General features: G+C 39.8%; 17 protein-coding genes. 13 read left to right on the top strand and 4 right to left on the bottom strand.

Going from position 1 to position 19,021, the window contains the following annotated elements:
• Positions 1-727: 727 nt before the first annotated feature.
• The 6 genes from nifV to ACQFX9_RS21800 all read left to right on the top strand — a co-directional run bounded on the left by nifV (position 728) and on the right by ACQFX9_RS21800 (position 8,218).
• Positions 728-1,858, top strand: a complete 1,131-nt coding sequence (nifV, locus tag ACQFX9_RS21825; protein ID WP_427158443.1) for a homocitrate synthase — start codon at positions 728-730, stop codon at positions 1,856-1,858.
• Positions 1,859-2,025: 167 nt separating this feature from the next.
• Positions 2,026-2,901, top strand: a complete 876-nt coding sequence (locus ACQFX9_RS21820; protein ID WP_427158441.1) for a substrate-binding domain-containing protein — start codon at positions 2,026-2,028, stop codon at positions 2,899-2,901.
• Positions 2,902-2,916: 15 nt separating this feature from the next.
• On the top strand, positions 2,917-4,902 hold the full coding sequence (locus ACQFX9_RS21815) for an ATP-binding protein (protein WP_427158439.1): 1,986 nt from the start codon (positions 2,917-2,919) through the stop codon (positions 4,900-4,902).
• Between the two features lie 100 nt (positions 4,903-5,002).
• Positions 5,003-5,329 (top strand): divalent-cation tolerance protein CutA, encoded by a 327-nt coding sequence (gene cutA, locus ACQFX9_RS21810; protein ID WP_427158437.1) that lies wholly within the window; start codon positions 5,003-5,005, stop codon positions 5,327-5,329.
• 198 nt (positions 5,330-5,527) lie between these two features.
• Positions 5,528-6,880 (top strand): histidine phosphatase family protein, encoded by a 1,353-nt coding sequence (locus tag ACQFX9_RS21805; protein WP_427158435.1) that lies wholly within the window; start codon positions 5,528-5,530, stop codon positions 6,878-6,880.
• Positions 6,881-6,928: 48 nt separating this feature from the next.
• Complete coding sequence (locus ACQFX9_RS21800; RefSeq protein ID WP_427158434.1) at positions 6,929-8,218, top strand: dihydroorotase; 1,290 nt, start codon at positions 6,929-6,931, stop codon at positions 8,216-8,218.
• A gap of 26 nt (positions 8,219-8,244) precedes the next feature.
• On the opposite strand, the gene ACQFX9_RS21795 is transcribed toward ACQFX9_RS21800, so the two are convergent.
• Positions 8,245-8,517 carry a hypothetical protein gene (locus tag ACQFX9_RS21795; RefSeq protein WP_427158433.1) on the bottom strand — a complete coding sequence of 91 codons (273 nt, stop codon included), beginning with the start codon at positions 8,515-8,517 and terminating at the stop codon, positions 8,245-8,247.
• Between the two features lie 406 nt (positions 8,518-8,923).
• A complete protein-coding gene (locus ACQFX9_RS21790) occupies positions 8,924-9,196 on the bottom strand; it encodes a hypothetical protein (RefSeq protein WP_427158432.1) in 273 nt (90 codons plus the stop codon).
• A 440-nt stretch (positions 9,197-9,636) separates the two neighbouring features.
• Here ACQFX9_RS21790 and ACQFX9_RS21785 point away from each other — a divergent pair, with 440 nt between their 5' ends.
• Entirely contained in the window at positions 9,637-9,945 is a 309-nt protein-coding gene (locus ACQFX9_RS21785; RefSeq protein ID WP_427158430.1) for a chromosome segregation ATPase, read from the top strand.
• A 219-nt stretch (positions 9,946-10,164) separates the two neighbouring features.
• On the opposite strand, the gene ACQFX9_RS21780 is transcribed toward ACQFX9_RS21785, so the two are convergent.
• On the bottom strand, positions 10,165-10,947 hold the full coding sequence (locus tag ACQFX9_RS21780; protein ID WP_427158428.1) for an ABC transporter permease: 783 nt from the start codon (positions 10,945-10,947) through the stop codon (positions 10,165-10,167).
• Between the two features lie 277 nt (positions 10,948-11,224).
• Here ACQFX9_RS21780 and psb34 point away from each other — a divergent pair, with 277 nt between their 5' ends.
• From psb34 to ACQFX9_RS21750, 6 genes are all read left to right on the top strand, one after another.
• Positions 11,225-11,395 (top strand): photosystem II assembly protein Psb34, encoded by a 171-nt coding sequence (gene psb34 / locus ACQFX9_RS21775; RefSeq protein WP_427158426.1) that lies wholly within the window; start codon positions 11,225-11,227, stop codon positions 11,393-11,395.
• 419 nt (positions 11,396-11,814) lie between these two features.
• On the top strand, positions 11,815-14,025 hold the full coding sequence (locus tag ACQFX9_RS21770; RefSeq protein WP_427158425.1) for an Hsp70 family protein: 2,211 nt from the start codon (positions 11,815-11,817) through the stop codon (positions 14,023-14,025).
• The gene (locus ACQFX9_RS21765) at positions 14,022-14,504 is read left to right on the top strand and encodes a LysM peptidoglycan-binding domain-containing protein (protein WP_427158423.1); all 483 of its coding nucleotides are present in this window, start codon (positions 14,022-14,024) and stop codon (positions 14,502-14,504) included. Before ACQFX9_RS21770 ends, ACQFX9_RS21765 begins: the two co-directional genes overlap by 4 nt.
• Entirely contained in the window at positions 14,504-17,233 is a 2,730-nt protein-coding gene (locus ACQFX9_RS21760; protein ID WP_427158421.1) for a tetratricopeptide repeat protein, read from the top strand. The genes ACQFX9_RS21765 and ACQFX9_RS21760 overlap by 1 nt, the downstream gene beginning before the upstream one ends.
• Before the next feature lie 23 nt (positions 17,234-17,256).
• Positions 17,257-17,868 carry a molecular chaperone DnaJ gene (locus tag ACQFX9_RS21755; protein ID WP_427158419.1) on the top strand — a complete coding sequence of 204 codons (612 nt, stop codon included), beginning with the start codon at positions 17,257-17,259 and terminating at the stop codon, positions 17,866-17,868.
• Positions 17,861-18,439, top strand: coding sequence for a nucleotide exchange factor GrpE (locus ACQFX9_RS21750; protein ID WP_427158417.1), 579 nt, complete (start codon positions 17,861-17,863; stop codon positions 18,437-18,439). The genes ACQFX9_RS21755 and ACQFX9_RS21750 overlap by 8 nt, the downstream gene beginning before the upstream one ends.
• 187 nt (positions 18,440-18,626) lie before the next feature.
• Here the strand turns inward: ACQFX9_RS21750 and gloA2 are convergent, their stop codons facing one another.
• Positions 18,627-19,013, bottom strand: coding sequence for an SMU1112c/YaeR family gloxylase I-like metalloprotein (gene gloA2, locus ACQFX9_RS21745; protein WP_427158415.1), 387 nt, complete (start codon positions 19,011-19,013; stop codon positions 18,627-18,629).
• Positions 19,014-19,021 lie beyond the last annotated feature (8 nt).

Genomic DNA, 19,021 nt, shown 5'->3' with positions numbered 1-19,021 from the left:
TCCGCCGAGGAACTTTCTGGTGAGTTAGCTGCTTGGCAGGGCGATCGCAACTGTACTGCCAGTAAAGCCATAACAGCATCTTACTACTGAAGATGCTCGTGTCAAACTTAAACACCTTTATCCGATTTTTAAAAGCTCAGAAACAGATGATTATAATGCAACATTTTAGCCTTGCCATGCCACTACGCCAAATCAGATTTTTAACGTTATAAACTGTATTGCTAAGAACAATCCAAGTCAGGATCTAATAAAGCTTGCAAGTATCTTCTAATATATTGTTGCTCACTAAACAGCAGAATACGCACCATGCAGTTATCAAGGTGTTGTAATTAAAAGTATGGGGATAATTTATTTTTTTATTAGATGTGAAGTCAAAATACAACTTTGTGTAATTGTAAACAATCTTATCTAGAACAACTAAATAATAACTTCAATTCGTCCATTATTTTACTAATTAATGTTGATTCATTGGTACTCTGAACCTCTGATTGCACAATTTCAATGGGTGGGATTTGTAAATTACCAAAAAGTAAAATGAATGATAAAGTTCAAGAAATGTATCAAAATAATCGGCAACAGCTTTGAGGATGTGGAAATATTACCCACTAGCCGTTAATTATTAATCACTGCTTGGTTGAAACAGAAAACCCATCTTTTTTTCGCCGATGCCAAAAATACAGAAGTAGAATCCATTACGATAAATAATGAGCAATCAGCATCAATAAAAATGAACCAAGTTTTGATTAATGACACCACATTACGTGATGGTGAACAAGCGGCTAGTGTTGCTTTTAACATAGAAGAAAAAATTGCGATCGCCACATTTCTAGATGCGATTGGCGTTGATGAAATTGAAGTCGGTATTCCTGCTATGGGAAAAGCTGAACAAAACGCCATTGCTGCGATTTGTGAGTTAGGTTTGCACGCCAAGCTATTAGGTTGGAATCGCGCCGTCATTTCAGATGTTCAAGCTTCCATTGCTTGCGGTTTGCAACGGGTACATATATCGATTCCCGTTTCTCACATCCAAATAAACGCTAAATTTCAAGGTAAATGGCAATTAGTGCTGCAAAAGCTCAAAGATAGCGTGAGTTTCGCTGTTGATCAAGGGCTTTTCGTTTCCGTAGGTGGAGAAGATTCTTCTAGAGCCGAAGATAATTTCCTCCAAGATGTGGTGCTTTCGGCTCAAGCATGGGGAGCATCAAGATTTCGCTATTGTGACACCGTAGGGATTCTCGAACCTTTCACCATTTACACCAAAGTCAAACAACTCGTAACAGCTTTGGCTATTCCTATAGAAATGCACACTCACAATGATTTCGGTTTAGCCACGGCTAACGCCCTAGCTGGGGTAAAAGCAGGTGCTACATCCATTAATACTACAGTCAATGGTTTAGGAGAAAGGGCTGGTAATGCAGCTTTAGAAGAAGTCGTCATGGCTTTGAAACATTTATATAAATATGATTTAAAAATTGATACACAGCGATTGATAGAAATTTCTCGACTAGTAGCATCTGCATCAGGTTACGGTGTACCACCGTGGAAAGCCATTGTGGGAGACAATAACTTTGCCCATGAATCAGGTATTCATGCTCATGGGGTACTGCAAAATCCCCACACCTATGAGCCATTTGCACCGGAAGAAGTTGGTAGTTCGCGGCGGTTAGTAGTAGGTAAACATTCTGGGAGACATTTATTATCCAATGTCTTAGAACAGCATGGTATTATTCTCAACTCAGAAGATACGCAATCCGTTTTAGATGCAGTACGTCAAGCATCTATGCAGAAAAAACGCAGTCTGACTACCCAAGAGCTGTTATTTTTAGTTAAAGTGCAACAAAACTCACAAGCTAGTTGAAATCTATAAGTAATATGAATCTGAACCTAAATATCCCTGAATTATATGAAAATTCAGGGATATTTTTGTGAAAAACTCATTTAAAAGTTACTTTCGGTGACAATCTGGGCATATTAAAATCACGTAAAGGATTATACATTATTTTCTGGGGATATTAACTGACTCTTATGAAAAATCTCATTCACTCCCTCATTATCAGTTGTACATTACTAGGTCTGTATGGTTGTATAGGAATCCGATTCAGTGAATCTGATATTGCAACTTTCCAGCAGAAGCCTCAAGCAACAGATTCTCAAGCACAAAATATCATAAAAGTAGGTGGTTCTAGTTCAACCACAACAGTTTTAAAACTCTTGGCTAAAGAATATCAAGCCAAAAATCCCCAAGTAAAAGTAGATTTTACTACTAATAGCCAATCAGAAGGGGCGATCGCATCTCTTAAAAGTAACATTATCGATATTGTTGGTAGTAGTCACAAACTCAAGCCGGAAGAAAATAACGGCCAAATTCAATCCCGTGAATTAGCCACAGATTTATTACTAGTTGCGACTCACAGCAGTGTTAAGGGTGTTACTAACCTCACAACTCAACAACTGCAAGCCATTTATCGGGGTGACATAACTAATTGGCAACAATTAGGTGGCCCCAATGCCAAAATTGTAGTTTTGGATCGACCAGAAGATGAATCAGCCAAAAAACTATTACGCAAATATTATTTAGGCAAAGAAAAGACCACCACTAAAGCCGTAATTTTAAACAAAGAAGGAGAATTAATTGACACCCTACAAAGCACACCCTATACCATTGGTGCTTTTTCATTAGCAACTTCTGTGATTAATCAATTACCAGTGAATCGTTTGAGTCTTAATGGTATTTCTCCCAAGATAGAAAACTTCACCAATGGGAAATATCAAATGGTACGCCACATAGAAATAATTTGGAGTAAAAAACCATCTCCATCTACTCAAGATTTTATTGATTTTGTCTTCAGTCAGGAAGGTAGTAAAATACTAGATAAAAATGGCTTCGTTCCCGCTAAATAATTTGAATACTTTACCATGCAGAGATTTTTCCGGCGGCTGAGTCTGAGCCAAAAGATTGTCATTCCCCTACTTACCATTTGTCTCAGTGTCTTTTTATGCGGGTTATTTGTGTTAGGACACTGGTTTGCTGAGAGTTTAGAACGCAATGCGCGTCAAGACATTGCAGTTTTTAGCAAACGGGTTGAGCAAGATTTGCAATATGAACAGGAAGCATTAGAAACGCAAATTGAGCTAATTACTAATCGGGGTATGCTTACTCAAGCCTTGGAAAAGCAAGACCAAATCCTCTTGATGCAGATTTTAATACCCTTAAAATCTGTGTTGAAATTAGACTTAATTAAAGTTATTGATGCTCAAGGTCAGATTCTCATAGATTTACGCAGTAGTTCCCTATATGGTAGTAAATTAATTGATCAAGCAATAGCTAACAGTGTTAGTAACGGCGCGCATTTAATTGATTTAGTCAATGTGGAAGGTGGGGAACAAGTCCTACAAGTGGTAACTAATAGTATTAAATCACCATCAGGAATCTTGGGAGGCATGATTATTGGCAGAAAAATAGATGATACCTTGGTGCAGAAAATTGCTGCTGGTTCTTCCAAACACCTGATCATCCAAACACCGAATTATGTTGTAGCTACTACTTTATTACCTACAAAGCGTCAACCTTGGGAACTTCCTCATCCTAATTTACCTGTCACCAGCATCGAAATTGAGAAGCAGCAATATTTAGCAAAAAGTATTGAATTTAGCGGCGTGAGTCAATCTTTAAATGTGACAGTTTTATATCCCATTGCACCAATAGAAACGGCAAAATGGCGGCTATGGGAGCATTTGGGGATATTATATATCTTAGGTAGTGGAATTTTAGCGATGGTGGGGTTTTTCATTGCTAGAACAATTACCCGTCCTCTACAAGCTTTGACTCAAGTCGCACAACGAGTCACCCAAGAATCCGACTTTGATATTCAAGCCACAGTCATGACTGAAGATGAAGTGGGGATTTTAGCTATTTCCTTAAATCGGTTAATTAAACAAGTTAAGATATTATTAGAAGAACAATATGAAAACAACAAAAAATTAGAATCTTATAATCAAACTTTAGAGAAAAAAGTAGAAGAGAGAACACAAGCACTACAACAAAAAAATGTTGCGCTCAAAGATACATTAAGAGAACTGAAAAATACCCAGTCACAACTAGTCCAGCAGGAAAAAATGTCCTCTTTGGGACAGTTAGTTGCAGGTATTGCTCACGAAATCAACAACCCAGTCAACTTTATCTACGGCAACCTCAAATATACAGAAGATTATACTCAAAACCTATTGTCATTACTGGAGCTTTATCAAAAGCATTACCCTTATCCAGCACCAGAAATTCAAAATGCTCAACAAGAAGCAGACATGGAATATTTAATAGAAGATTTGCCAAAAATTTTATCTTCTATGAAAATCGGGGCTAGTCGCATCCGGGAAATTGTCCTAAGTTTGCGAATCTTTTCACGTTTAGATGAAGCAGAATTCAAAACAGCAGATTTACATCAAGGCATTGATAGCACTTTGCTAATTTTACAACACAGAATTAAAGCCCAAGGCAAACGTCCAGAGATTAAAATAGAGAAACACTATAACGACATACCAGATATTCAGTGTTTTGCTGGGCAATTAAATCAAGTATTTATGAATATCTTAGCCAATGCTATCGACGCTTTAGAAGAAGCCTTTGATCAAGGTTTATGTCCCGAACCCTTAATTCGCATTACATCCAGTCAAGAAGGAAGCAATGTTGTAATTGCGATCGCGGATAATGGTACAGGCATTCCCGAAGAAGTGCTATCAAAGCTATTTGATCCATTTTTCACCACTAAACCCGTTGGTAAAGGTACAGGTATGGGTTTATCGATTAGTTACCAAATAATCACAGAAAAACACGGCGGTTTATTAAAGTGCATTTCTACACCAGGAAAAGGAACAGAGTTTTTCATTGCCATTCCCATTCGGTAATATGGGCATGGAGTATGGGGCATGGGTTATAAGAAAGAAACAGGTAGAATTTGTTTAATCACTCTGCTTCTGAAACTCAAGTTGGTATTTTCCATCACAAATGAATTACATCGCTGTTGTTACCACTGTTAGTAATCTCATTGAGGCGCAACGCATGGCGCGCACTCTCGTAGAACAAAAATTAGCCGCCTGCGCTCAAATATCCGAGATTGAAAGTTTTTACGTTTGGGATAACGCTGTTCAAAATGAAAAAGAGTTTCGCGTACTCTTTAAAACCACTGATGAAAACTACCAAGCAATTGAAGAAGCCATCAAACAACTCCATTCTTACGAACTCCCCCCCATTCACGCCTTTAAACTAGAACACATCTATGCTCCCTACGCAGAATGGATAGAAAGTAACTCCTGTGGAAAAGGGGAGTGGTGAGTGCTGAGTAATAAGTGCTGAGTGGTGAGTGCTGAGTGGTGAGTGCTGAGTAATGAGTAATGAGTAATGAGTGCTGACTAATGACTAATGACTAATGACTAATGACTAATGACTAATCCAAAATCCAAAATCCAAAATCAATAACGCTGCCTACACTATGCAGTAAAATTAATCCTTTAGATAGAGGAGGGCAAAAAGATGACTCGTGTCATCATCGTGCGCCACGGTCAAAGCACATACAATATCGAAAGACGGATTCAAGGACGCACTGACGTATCAACGTTAACCGAAAAAGGTCGCAGTGATGCCAGTAAAGTAGGCAAAGCCCTCAGTAATATTTCCTTTAATGCGATTTATTGCAGTCCGCTCCAGCGTGCTAAACAAACAACAGAGATTATTCACAGTGAATTAACCTCTGATGTGGGTAAATCTGCCATTGTGCAAACTTCTGATCAACTGCTGGAAATTGATTTACCTCTGTGGGAGGCTATGCTGACTACTGAAGTGGAACAGCAGTTTGCCGAAGATTATCGCATTTGGCATGAACGCCCCGACGAACTGAAAATGTTAGTTAACAAAGCTGGGGAAACTCAAGAACATTTTCCGGTGCTGGCTTTGTATGAACAAGCAAGGCAGTTTTGGCAAGAAGTCTTACCCCACCATCAAGGTGAAACTATTCTGATTGTGGGGCATAACGGCATTAATCGCGCTCTGATTAGTACGGCGTTGGGTATTCACCCTAGTCGCTACCATTCCCTGCAACAATCCAACTGCTGCATTAGTGTCTTAAACTTTGCTGGGGGTTTGGGCGAACCAGTACAACTAGAATCAATGAACCAGACGCAACACATGGGTGAGACTTTGCCTTCTTTGCGGCCTCATCATCAGGGTGTGAGATTATTGCTGGTACGTCACGGGGAAACCCAATGGAATCGGGAAACGAGATTTCAAGGACAAATCGATGTTCCTTTGAATGATAACGGTAGACAGCAAGCCCAAAAAGCCGGAGAATTTCTGCAAAATGTCGCCATTGATTTTGCTGTTAGCAGCACTATGGCGCGTCCCAAAGAAACAGCCGAAATTATTTTGCAACATCACCCCGATGTGAATTTAGAATTGCAAGCAGGTTTAAGAGAAATCAGTCACGGACTCTGGGAAGGAAAATTAGAAGTAGAAATAGATCAAGAATTCCCTGGTGAATTGCATCTTTGGCGCACAGCACCGGCTACCGTGCAGATGCCAGAAGGCGAAAATTTACAGCAAGTCTGGGAACGGAGTACAGCCACTTGGCAAGCAATTGTAGAATCTGCATTAGCCAATCAACGCCAAACTGGATTAATCGTAGCTCACGACGCTACTAATAAAACCTTACTGTGTCATATTCTCGGTTTACCGGCGGATAATTTCTGGAATTTCCGCCAAGGTAACGGTGCTGTTAGTGTTATTGACTACCCTGCTGGACTGAATGGTTTACCAGTATTACAAGCAATGAACATTACTTCTCATTTAAGTGGTGGTGTACTGGACAAAACCGCAGCTGGGGCATTATAGGTGATGACAATATATAAGTAACAGCCAACCCACGTAAACATAGCTCAAATGACCATTGAACTTCTGCAACAAGTAAGGGTGATTGACCCTGTTTCCCAAACTGACCAAGTATCTGATGTGTTGATTACGAATGGTGAAATCCAAGCAGTCGCCACACAGATTACTGACATCATTCCTGATACTCAAATTCGAGATTGTCGGGGATTGGTTTTGGGAACTGGGTTAGTAGATTTGTATAGTCACTCTGGTGAACCAGGGTTTGAGGAACGGGAAACGCTGTCATCTTTGTTACAAGCTGCTGCGGCTGGTGGTTTTACTAGAGTTAGCATTTTACCCGATACTTCACCAGTCATTGATCACCCTGCATTGGTGGCGCAGTTGCAGAAGGGAATAGGGAGAGAAGGGGGAATTTCTTCCTTGTCTTCCTCATCTTTTTGTCTTCCCCGGCTCAATATTTGGGGTGCAATTACTCTAGATGTGGCGGGAGGGCAAATTACAGAGTTAGCAGATTTAGCGGCGGCGGGGGTTGTAGGGTTTACTGATGGTTTGCCTTTAAATAATTTAGGATTAGTCCGGCGGTTGTTAGAATATGTGCAACCATTGGGAAAACCCGTAGCTTTTTGGCCTTGCGATCGCCAGCTTACATCTAATGGGGTGATGCGAGAAGGTGCAGATGCGTTACGCTTTGGTTTACCACCTATTCCAGTGAGTGCTGAAACCAGTGCGATCGCGGCTTTAATTGAGATAGTAGCCAATATCGGCACACCTATACATATTATGCGCGTCTCCACAGATCGCAGTGTAGAATTAATTGCTGCGGCTAAAGCGCAAGGTTTACCCATCACCGCCAGCACTACCTGGATGCACCTGCTGTTAGATACCAAAGCAGTGAAAAGTTATCACACCAGTCTGCATTTAGATCCACCGTTGGGTAATCCCAGTGATTTACAGGCTTTGCGCCAAGCAGTACGCGGGGGTATTATAGATGCGATCGCCATTGATCACGCACCCTACACCTACGAAGAAAAAGTCCAAGCCTTCGCCGAAGCACCACCTGGAGCAATTGGTTTAGAATTAGCATTACCTTTGCTGTGGCAAAATTTAGTGACAACTGGGGAATTTACAGCCTTAGAATTGTGGCAAGCTTTGAGTGCAAAACCAGCCGAATGTCTACACACAAAAGTTAATCCCATCACTCCCCATCATCTAGCCGAAATCACTTTATTCGACCCTCAAAAAACTTGGCAAGTAGAAAGCAAAAATCTGCACAGTCTTTCTAACAATACCCCCTGGTTAGGAAAAGAATTAACCGGGAAAGTTCTACAAACTTGGTGTTAGTTATTAAGTCTTTAGTCAAATGTTCACTACATAACTTTTGATGCAATAAGAGCAATTAATACAACAAAACCTAGTGTTCTCCGAAAATAATTAACGCCTTGAAATAATTCCATCCACGCCCAAGTAAATAATGATCCATTCGCCACTACTTCTAACACTGTATTGATTTTGCCGTTGGTGAAAACTAGAGCAAGTAAACTAGTTACTACCCAAACAATAAGCGGTAGATTAGGCATTTGAGCAATGACGATATTGCCATCACTATCACGGAAGGTTTTATCAATTAATGTATTTTCCATCGTCTCATATGATCATGGTTATCTCATGTATTGAAACATTCTAATAAATCGTTGTTCTAGTATCTAATTGCTGAATTTAAGTATTGAAATCTATCCATATAGGAATATATTGAAAGATATATTCCTAGTTTATCTCAATCCCTGTCTGACAAGTGTGGATTTAGTATTTTAAATTTTAGATTTTATTAAGTAGAACGACTAGAAAAAAACAATCTATATTAAGCAATGTAAAAATACTATAATTCAGTTCGTAGTGAGGACTTTAGTCCTTTTTCGTTCGCGCAGCTTGCTTCCCCGTTCGTGGAGCGTTCCAAAGGGAAGAAGTACACTACAAACCTTGAATTATTTACCTTGTTCTACTTAAATGCTTCAATACCAAGAAAAATTAAATCAGATTCATATCTAATTAAGATGCTTTTGCTTGTCGCCAGAGAACCAATTTTAATGGAGAACAATAGCAAGTTTCCTGACTGATTTCTGCTTCATTTTCAACTATCCAATCGTAAATTTTAGCCGCTTTTCTCAATGCCACTTTTTCTGAACGATAAAGCTGAGGAGTAGGACAGTAGGCTTGTCCATCAATATGGATAGCTGCAATATACCAATAGTCGCTACCTTCACCCTCTGGTAAAACTTCTATAAATCCGTTATTGTAAGGCTCAATTATTCCTATGTTCATCTACAACCATCAAAATTTAAACTAAGACCACAAAATTGAGATACCAGCCATTTGAGGAACTACCAAAGAACAATCTACACTATCAAAATTGGATAGTTTAATTTCTGGCACTCCTACAGCAAGTCAAAACTGGAATCATCAGGAAACACAATAGTCTTCCCTGCTAATGATTTTGTGTTCCTAGCCCATAGAAATCTGAGTGATAAATCACTTTTTTATGATTTATTTTAATTTGATCTAAGTATCACATGAAAAAAATGCCTCCATAACTGGGCTATAATTACCCAAAAATTATGATATATATCTTGGGGGTATAAATATAACAAGACTCCAAAATTGTCAATTAAAATTGTTGAACAAAAATTATTTACTTGCTAAACTAAAAAATCTCTGAAAAAATTTGATAGTACCAAATACTTTATATCTGTAACGCTGCCAATATGCCACCATCATCACCTGTAGAATCATCATCACCAGCACCTATTAATAGTAATTGGTACTTACTTAATGTTCGTTCCAAAAAACGAGAATCATTTTTGAAGTATCTCAATCTTGCCATCAAGCAAAATAATCTTCAGGAACTGATTTTAGATATAAAAATTCCGCAAGATGCTGTTTATGAAGATATAGTCTTGCTAAATTTAAGTAACTTTAATACTGCCAATTCTCAATTGCAAAAAATTGATCATTTTCAAAGCCTCCAGCGTAAACCACTGACTTCAGAACAAGTTAGGCGGATGGTGGTTTAGGGATTGGGGATTGGGGATTGGGGACTAGGGATTGGGGATTGGGGATTGGGAACAAGGTAGACAAGGTAGACAAGGTAGAATTTATTTCTGACTTCATTACTCATTACTCAGCACCGGCTAAACGCCGCGCTACCGCTAACAGCACTCAGCACTCACTACTCAGCACGGGCTAAACGCCCCGCTTCCGCTAACACCACTCATTACTCAGCACTCATTATCCTAACTAGATGCACTGGTATAGAACCGCAATGCAAACCGCCAGAAGTAAGTAGATATCCAAAATAAAGCTACCGACAATAAGGCTGTACCTATCAACCAATTAATTTGCACCCGTCCTAACAGGATTTCTGCGGGAATAGTAGTTAAAAATGCTACTGGTACTATAAAGGTGAAGAAAAATCGATAAGTTGCAGGGTAGGCTATCATCGGATATCTGCCTGCTTCCACTAAACCGCGTAATACTTCGGTAACGTTATAAATTTTTACAAACCAAATGCTAGTCGCCCCCAACATAAACCAGAGACTATAAAGAATCAGCAAGCCACAAAATAGGGGTAAGAGACTAAGAAAATAGTTTTCCACTTTCAACCCCAGGCGTTGACCTGCATAAGCAATAATTATGCTGCCAAAAATTAAGTCTGGAACTCCCCAGGGGGAAATAGTATAGGTGGAAAGCCAAAACTGAGACCGAATAGGTTTGAGGAGAACAAAGTCTAGAGTCCCTTCTTGGACATGGCGGACGATGCGGTTAAGATTAGGTGCGAGGAAAATAGCCGAAAAGCCTTGCAGTAAAGTAAAAATTCCCAAAACTATCAAAGCCGCTTCCCACGACCAGCCAGCAAAAGTATAGCCAGTGCGGTAAAACAAAAACAATCCAAAGAGACTTCCCGCTAAATTACCCAAGCTGCTGAGGGTAGCAATTAAGAAGTTAATTCTATATTCTAATTCAGCTGCGATCGCAGCACTCCAAAACAGTCTAAGGACTTTCCAATATTTTCCCATGTTCTCCAGTCAGTCGCTTGATGTCATCTTAACAAGAGTGCTGAGTAATGTTAGCGGTAGCGCGGCGTTTAGCCGGTGCTGAGTAATGAGTAATGAAGTCAGAAATAAATTCTACCTTGTCTACCTTATCCCCAGTCCCCAGTCCCCAATCCCCAGTCCCCAATCCCATAAGAGACTTTTGTTAAATCTATCAGCCTTTTTTTGTCAAGTCAGGTTGACAATTTGTAACAAAGTTGTTAAATTTATTTACATAAGTTAACAAACAAATAAAAAACATATGTATACCACCATTAACGAAGAAGGCATTCTTAACAACTACGCAAACGAACCTGAAATGTATTACGCTACCTATCCCAACCAAGAACAGCAACGTCGCTACTCTCTGCAAGCCGCATACGCTACATTGCTCGTTGCCACTTTAGTCTTAGTTGCTTTAGGTGTGAGCTAAAATTTTTAAACTCGGTTAAAGTTTCTCATCGTCATTCGGACTTCTCCTAATCACCCCAGTCGTCAAGCTGGGGTTTTTTGTTTTGGGTGTAGGGGTGTAAGGGTGTGGGGGTGTGAGGGTATAGGGGTGTAAGGGTGTGGGGGTGAAATCAAGTTAAAAGTTAAAAGCAAAATTATAGATTTTTGTAGCGAGATTCTGTAAAGTATTTTTAGCTTTGAACTAGTATAAGTTGTATCTTTTGCCCTGCTCGTGCTTAGGACGACTTGACAGCAGATTTGCTGTGGTTTTCTACAATATATTTTGTATAATGGGGATTTAGTGATATCTAAGCAGTTAGAAAAGTCCTAACTCTTGTGCGTGTTGTTCGTGTAAATGCTTAGAAAAAATTAATAATTTATACAAAAAGTCTTGAGTCAACTATGGGTAAAGCAATAGGTATTGATTTAGGGACGACAAATTCTGTAGGTGCTTTTAAGTTAGCGGAAGTAGAAGTGGTGACAGCTAATGATAATACACCGCCAGATAGAAAACTGACGCGATCGCTCGTAGCTTCTGACCAAGATCAATTATTAGTGGGAGACGCAGCATACAATCAGTTGCGGGCTGACCCAGAAAACGTGATTATTTCGATTAAGCGGTTGATGGGTAGGGGTTTTAATGATTCAGCCGTCAAGGAACAGCAATCAAAAGTTGGTTATAAAATTACTGAACCCAGTCAGGGGACTGATAATAGCATTGCGGTTTGGTTGGGAGGAAAAGAATACAGCCCAGAAGATATTTCCGCCGAAATTCTCAAAAAAGTCGCGCGCAACGCCCAAGCCTATCGCCAAGGAATTGGTAAAGAAGAAGTAATTGACCAAGCTGTAATTACTGTTCCGGCTTACTTCAATGACCAACAACGCTACGCAACCCGCACCGCCGCCTTAAAAGCAGGACTCACCCCCTTAGAACTACTCCCAGAACCGACAGCTGCGGCTATATCCTACGGCTTTGCACCAGATAGCGAAGATGTGAAAACGATTTTAGTGTATGACTTTGGTGGCGGGACATTTGACGCTTCTTTGATTACAGCCGCCGGAACTTCTTTTATTGAACAGGGGAAAGCTGGAGATTTATGGTTAGGTGGGGATGACATTGATACTCGATTGGTTAACTTTGTCAAAACCAGAGTGGCTGAGGAAGAAAAAATTGCTGATATCGATGGCTTAATTGCCAAAATGCCCTACTATCAACGGCTGAGATTTAACGCTGATTTGAAAATCGCCGTCGAACGCGCCAAAGTGGAGTTAAGCAGTGCGGCGAAAGTCACCATTAGCCCCGCAACGCAACTTTTAGATGAATTAGGAATTGCTATCCCGATTGAAGTAGACATCACACGGGAGCAATTTGAGGGGATGATTAGTCCTCTGGTAGACCGTTCAGTAGAAATTTGTCGCCTCGCCTTACAAGATGCAGAATATCACCTGGAAATGGTGGATATAGTGCTATTAGTGGGTGGTTCTTCCCAAATTCCCCTAGTGCAACGCAAAGTTAAAGAGGCTTTTGGCAGTCAGAAAGTAGTTGTGCATCCTCGCCCTATGTATGCAGTTGCAGAGGGTGCAGCGATCGTTGCGTCTGGACAAACGGATAAAGTAACAACAGTATCCCGTGACTACTATATTAAGTTGATAGACGACGATTATAAAGTGATTAACCGCAACGACATTCTACCAGTGAAAACATCCCACACCTTCAAAACCGTGGCGGATGGACAACGGTTAATTCACTTTAAATTCGTTAACCCCGACCAAGTAAAACAAGAATTAGACGGGGTGGATAAAAAAGAAAGTATTGGGGATATGTGGTTGGGTTTAGATGCGGCTTATCCCAAGGGTACGGAAATTCTCGTCAATTTAGAGTTGGATGAGAAAAATAGTGATTTGATGATGACGGCTACCCTCAAAAATGACCCTTCCATTAAAGTTAGTTGTACCTTTTCCCGTGGGAAGCCAGATGAAAAGATTTATCGAGAGTTAGAAGCAACAATTGCTGACCTCAACAACCAAGACCTCACCCAACTTGGTGTAGAAGAAGCATTAAAATTAGCAGTCCCCGTAGTGCAGTCAGCTAACCAAATTATTGATTATCGCACAGGCACAGAACGTATAGATTTAAGTACCCGTGCTAAAGCTAGTCTGCAAAAACTACAAGTTTCTATGTCTAGGGAATCTCTAGAAGCAGAATACCAGATGAATGAATGCGATCGCATCCTCAAAGTCTGTCCTTTTCTCATTCCCCAACCACAACAAGAAAGATTACAAAAACTCACCCAAGATTTACAAACCGCCATTAACGCCTATGACCTATCCCGCATGGAATCTTACAGCGAAGATGCGAGACGGGAACTCAAAACCCTTCCTGATGAAGTGCAACTGATTCAAATTGCTTTGATGGCTATTCGCCAAGCCAAGCAAGTCGCACCCACCCAAGCCAGTGCAATGTCTGACAAACTATTTCGGTTACTAGACGAGTTAGAAAGAGGGAATACCCAAGAAGCAGAACGTTTATGGCAAGAATTGCTACCTGATGTCAAACTTTGGTTAAATCAAGAATTACCCAGTAATACTATCGCCACAGGGATAACGCGATGACCTTAAACCTTAACTGTCCTGTGTGTAGCTACCAAAATATTACAGGGGATACTTGTCCGAATTGTGATACAGATTTGCGGGTAATTCGGATGTTGCAAGAATTACCTCCAGTCCCCACCCCATCAATCAGACCCTTCAACATTGTTCTGTTGATATTAATCCTCATTGGGCTAGGTTTTGCGGTAGCGATCTTTTGGAGACTTTCACTACCACAACTAAATACAGCAGTTGTGGCTGATCCGACTCCCACACAGACAACCAAAGTTGCACCAGTTGCGGTGATTCCCCCCAAACCGCCAGAACCCAAAACATACAAAGTACAACGGGGAGATAATTTAAGTGCGATCGCCCAAAAATTCTGCGGACAGCAAGCAACTTGGCAAATCATGCTGAAAGCCAATCCCCAACTGCAAGGGCGAGAAAACTATATAGATGTGGGAGAGGTGTTGAAAATTCCTCACTGTCAGGAGGGGATGTAATGGGCTTTTTGCAAGGCTTAAATCAATTCACCAGAAATATTTTCGGGATAGGAATTATTGACGCTTGGCGACAAGCAGGCCAAACTAAAGCAGCTAACCAAAAAATCGGGCAATTAACCCAAAAAAAGCATCTGCGGGAAGCCATCACCATCGCTGAAAGCACCCTCAGCCATTGGTCGAGAAACCCTAGTTTTTGGGAACGTTGGATTTGTCGCTTACTCTTGGGTAACTTGTTAAGCAACCTGAATCAGCAATTACAAGAATATCGCCAACAAGTAGCAACAGCCGATAAATTAGCAGCACAAGCCAAAAATTTACTCCAGCAAGATACCGGTGATCCTTGGGAAACACAAGCCTTCGCCAACGCCATCAACTTTTATCAACGCTGTAGCAAAATTATTCACGATGCAGGTGTCTTGCAAGCGATTCAGCAATGTCAGCAGGAATTAGAAAAACGCCGACAGTTTCAAGATTTATGCAGAAAAGCGCAAGCCCAGGCGGAAGACCGCTATTTTAAAAATGCAGTTGCCATTTATACTCAAGCTCAACAACTATATGCGACAGCAGATATCACCCAAGCCCTTGCTAACGCTACCGCCCAAGTTATCCAAGAACAAGCTTATGAAAATAGCTTGCAAACAGTGGAACAGGGGGAAAAGGCAGGAAAATTACGGAGTGCGATCGCGCTTTTAGAATCAGCCTTAGCTAAATTTCCCCGCACCGACGGACAAGAGTTACTGCAAAAACTACAATCAATCCTCCAAGGTAGAGAACTGTTTCGTCAAGGTTTAGCCGCAGAGAAAATGGGTGATTTTACCTCAGCTATCTCTTGCTATAAAAATGCTCAACCATTTTTACCTGATACCACTAACTGCCGGATTCGACTAGCACTAGTAAAAATTAAAACTCAAAACTGGTCAAGCGCACTCTCTGAATTAGACGATTTACCTGGTGAACAGGCTACTTATCTCCGAGGATTTGCTTACGCTCAACAAGAAAATTTACAACTAGCCTATAGAGAATGGCAAAAAATATCCAGCCCTAATATTACCCAACAACAAGAAATCCTCAAAATTCTCAGCCACAGACAACGCCTGACTTCCCTACAAAATATCGAAGCATTAGTTACAGCCGAAAATCTGGAACAAGCAAAAAACAGTAGTACAGAATTCTTGCAAAAATTTGGTGCATATCCCTTAGTAGAAACCAACCTCACCCAACATATCCAACCTCGATTAGCAGCAGCCACTTGGCAAAGTGCAGATTGGCAAATTATTACTGAGCAAACAGCAAAAGATTGGTTAGAAAATCCTAATATCACTACATTGCATAATTGGGCAGTCTCTAACTATTACTATGCTCAAAAAGATGCCAATAAATTAATAGATTTAATTATTTCTTTGTCTACAGCTTTAGCAAATTTAAATCAAGATATAATTCTCCAGGATATTCCGTGGCTAGGCAATAAATCCGTTGATTTTGTCTTACTGTTTAATCAATTAAAACACCTGTCGGAAACAATAATAGACACCTATAAAGACAAAGATATTAATAATTACCTAAAATTTCGTGACTACTGGCGGCTAGAATCCATTGCTTTAGAATTCATGGGACAACCAGCAATCAAGGGAGTAAAAATCAATGATGTATTTGTCACCCCTGGTTGTTATCAAAATTATACTTCCCTATCTCAACCAACACCTGTACAAACAATAGAACCTCACCAAAAAATATTGCATAGCTTATACACAAATTGGGGTTTAGCAGTAGCCGCTTGTATAGCTGGAGATATTCCCAGAGCAGTAAAATTAAAACCAACAACTAAATTAAGGGATGATTTAGAAAAATTTGCTCAGAAATTCGTCGCTTACTATGAAGGCTGTTATTACTTACAACAACAACAATGGCGTGAAGCTATGAGTAATTTAAAGGTGGCGAAATCAGAGATTGCTGAAAATTTAGAATGGCAACAAGAAATAGATAGACTTTGTATTGTACAACGTAAAAATATTGTAGAGTTGCAAGACCATTTAGAGTTTGCCCAGTCTTGGTATGATACCTTAGACAGCCCCAATTCTAGAGCTTATTTAGCTGAATATAAAGCCGAACAAGTCAGAGAAGAACTGAGAAATAAACAAATATCTAATCAGAAAGCCCTACAAAAACTAGAAAGAATCAAACTTATCGACGCAGATAACCCCATTGTCCTAGATTTAATTCAGGCAATAGAGGATTTCATAGCCCTAGATAAAATTCAAGAACTTTTAGAAAAAAATGATTTTGCAGGTGCAGTTAATTATGCTCAACAAAATGGTCAACCCAAGGTTAAAAGTAGATTAGCAGAATACTATATTGATATATTAATTGATGGCTTTAAAAGTCGGAATTTGGGATTTGGGAGTATTGCTGAGTTAGGAAGATGGGCTTATGAACTGTGTCCTGATCATCCCCAAGTGCAGGATATTTATGTAATTAGCCAAGAAATCGGAGAAATTAATTATCTCATCCAATGCGATCGCTCTGATGATGCTGTCTACCGTGCTAAATATTCAGAATCTGATGCTGTTCGTTTGTACGTTGCTGACTATTTTATGATTACTGCGATGAATGGAGTAAAAAATGACACTTTGTCTAGTAGTGTAGTGTATCAATTATGTCGGTGGTGTTATGAACTGTCTCCCGATGATCCTGAATATCAAGAAATTTATCGCCGACTCAATATTATTTAAATTTATTTCAATCAAGGTGAGAAATGGAAAAAAATCCTTATGACATTTTGGGTGTATCACCAGCAGCATCAAAAGCGGAAATTACCAAAGCCGTAGCAGTAGCGATGAAGCGCAAGCAATATCCTGTAGATGTGATTGCAAAAGCGCAAAAAAGCTTAATGAAGCCAGAAGAAAGAATTATGGCTGATTATTTACGTCCTATATTGCCACCCATTAGACGTTTTAAATATAGTGACTTATCAGCCTTGGCAGAGTCAGCCCCCACCTTAGCAATTTTGCCAGAATTTGACGGATTAGAACAAGCGATCGCCCAAGCTAACCAAGAAGAAAATCGCGAACGAGAACCCCTAAACCTACCCTTCTTGGAATTATTCAACGAAGGTGTGACAGCTTGTCAAGAAGGACGTTATCCTAAAGCCATCAAATATTTAGAAGACTACTGCCATCAGTGTCAGGAGCATAATAGCCAAACTTACATTCAAGCCCAAATGTGGCTAATTAGAGCTTATCAGATGGGCGGGCAGTTACCAAGAGCGATCGCCCTTTGCCAGATGTTAGTTAATCATTCTCACCCCCAAGTCCAAACTTGGGCAAATAAAACCTTACCAATGTTATCAGGGATGTCTCGTGTCTAATCAACCATCAATTTATTTTCAGCTTACCAACTGGCTAAAAACCAAACTGCTGGGGGAAAACCCAGAAATCTCCTCATCTTCCCCAGATGTCATCTCCCTCAGCAAAAACCGTTATCTTCTCACTCAAGAACAACGCGACTTGCTGATTCAAGAATTTAGCAACTTACAAAAGCAAAATATCGTCCTCCAGCAATCATTAAGAGAACAACAAACCAAAGCTACAGCTAATAGCGAAGATTTATTTCTAGAACTTTTAGAAGTTACCGACGCACTCGAATCTTTACTAAACTACTTAGAAAATAATCCCGAACCCAGTCCAGAAATTTTTCATCGCCTACCCAGGTCTGTAGGCGCAGTTCATCGTAAATTTCTCAGCGTATTAAGTAAACGTCAAGTCGTACCCATAGAATTACAAACAAACCAACCCGACTTTAATTTATGTCGGGTAGTAGATAGAGAAATTAGAAACGATGTAGAAGAACAAACAATCACTAAAATCGTCCGTCAAGGCTTTATAATGGGTGAAAAAGTTTTACGTCCTACAGAAATCATTACATCTAAATCAGAGTAATTAGAACAACTAGACAAAAACAAAATATTTCCAATAATGTAAAAATACTAAGATTCAGTTCGTAGTAAGGACTTTAGTCCTTTTCTGTTCGCACAGCGTCTCGCAAAGCCTACGGCATAGCTACGCTTAGGGCGTAGCCTATCGTAGAGAAGAGAGAAATAAAGTTCTCACTACAAACATTTAATGATTAAGATTCATAAATTTCTAAAGGTAACTTGTCTGGGTCTTGGAAAAAAGTGAATTTTCTACCTGTAATTTCATCAACTCTAATATTTTCTACCGCTAAACCATGAGATTTTAAGTAAGCAACAGCCTCTTCTATATTCTCCACCGCGAAAGCTAAATGTCTTAAACCACAAGCTTCGGGTTTACTGACTCGTTGCGGAGGATTAGGAAAGGAAAATAACTCAATTTGAGTATTTTCGTTAACACGTAAATCTAATTTATAAGAATTCCTCTCAGCACGAAATGTCTCATGAATAATCTCAAAACCTAGAACATCTACATAAAAAATTTTCGAGCGTTCATAATCAGAACAAATAATTGCTATGTGATGAATACCACTAGTTTTCATATCATCCT

The organism is Aliinostoc sp. HNIBRCY26 (genome assembly GCF_050235535.1).
GTDB lineage: Bacteria > Cyanobacteriota > Cyanobacteriia > Cyanobacteriales > Nostocaceae > Trichormus.
This window is presented reverse-complemented; position numbering and strand designations above follow the sequence as displayed.

Bases quoted from the DNA above. Each gene is read 5' to 3' on its own strand.
- nifV (WP_427158443.1), top strand. From the start codon at position 728: ATGAACCAAGTTTTGATTAATGACACCACATTACGTGATGGTGAACAA.
- ACQFX9_RS21820 (WP_427158441.1), top strand. From the start codon at position 2,026: ATGAAAAATCTCATTCACTCCCTCATTATCAGTTGTACATTACTAGGT.
- ACQFX9_RS21815 (WP_427158439.1), top strand. From the start codon at position 2,917: ATGCAGAGATTTTTCCGGCGGCTGAGTCTGAGCCAAAAGATTGTCATT.
- cutA (WP_427158437.1), top strand. From the start codon at position 5,003: ATGAATTACATCGCTGTTGTTACCACTGTTAGTAATCTCATTGAGGCG.
- ACQFX9_RS21805 (WP_427158435.1), top strand. From the start codon at position 5,528: ATGACTCGTGTCATCATCGTGCGCCACGGTCAAAGCACATACAATATC.
- ACQFX9_RS21800 (WP_427158434.1), top strand. From the start codon at position 6,929: ATGACCATTGAACTTCTGCAACAAGTAAGGGTGATTGACCCTGTTTCC.
- ACQFX9_RS21795 (WP_427158433.1), bottom strand. From the start codon at position 8,517: ATGGAAAATACATTAATTGATAAAACCTTCCGTGATAGTGATGGCAAT.
- ACQFX9_RS21790 (WP_427158432.1), bottom strand. From the start codon at position 9,196: ATGAACATAGGAATAATTGAGCCTTACAATAACGGATTTATAGAAGTT.
- ACQFX9_RS21785 (WP_427158430.1), top strand. From the start codon at position 9,637: ATGCCACCATCATCACCTGTAGAATCATCATCACCAGCACCTATTAAT.
- ACQFX9_RS21780 (WP_427158428.1), bottom strand. From the start codon at position 10,947: ATGGGAAAATATTGGAAAGTCCTTAGACTGTTTTGGAGTGCTGCGATC.
- psb34 (WP_427158426.1), top strand. From the start codon at position 11,225: ATGTATACCACCATTAACGAAGAAGGCATTCTTAACAACTACGCAAAC.
- ACQFX9_RS21770 (WP_427158425.1), top strand. From the start codon at position 11,815: ATGGGTAAAGCAATAGGTATTGATTTAGGGACGACAAATTCTGTAGGT.
- ACQFX9_RS21765 (WP_427158423.1), top strand. From the start codon at position 14,022: ATGACCTTAAACCTTAACTGTCCTGTGTGTAGCTACCAAAATATTACA.
- ACQFX9_RS21760 (WP_427158421.1), top strand. From the start codon at position 14,504: ATGGGCTTTTTGCAAGGCTTAAATCAATTCACCAGAAATATTTTCGGG.
- ACQFX9_RS21755 (WP_427158419.1), top strand. From the start codon at position 17,257: ATGGAAAAAAATCCTTATGACATTTTGGGTGTATCACCAGCAGCATCA.
- gloA2 (WP_427158415.1), bottom strand. From the start codon at position 19,013: ATGAAAACTAGTGGTATTCATCACATAGCAATTATTTGTTCTGATTAT.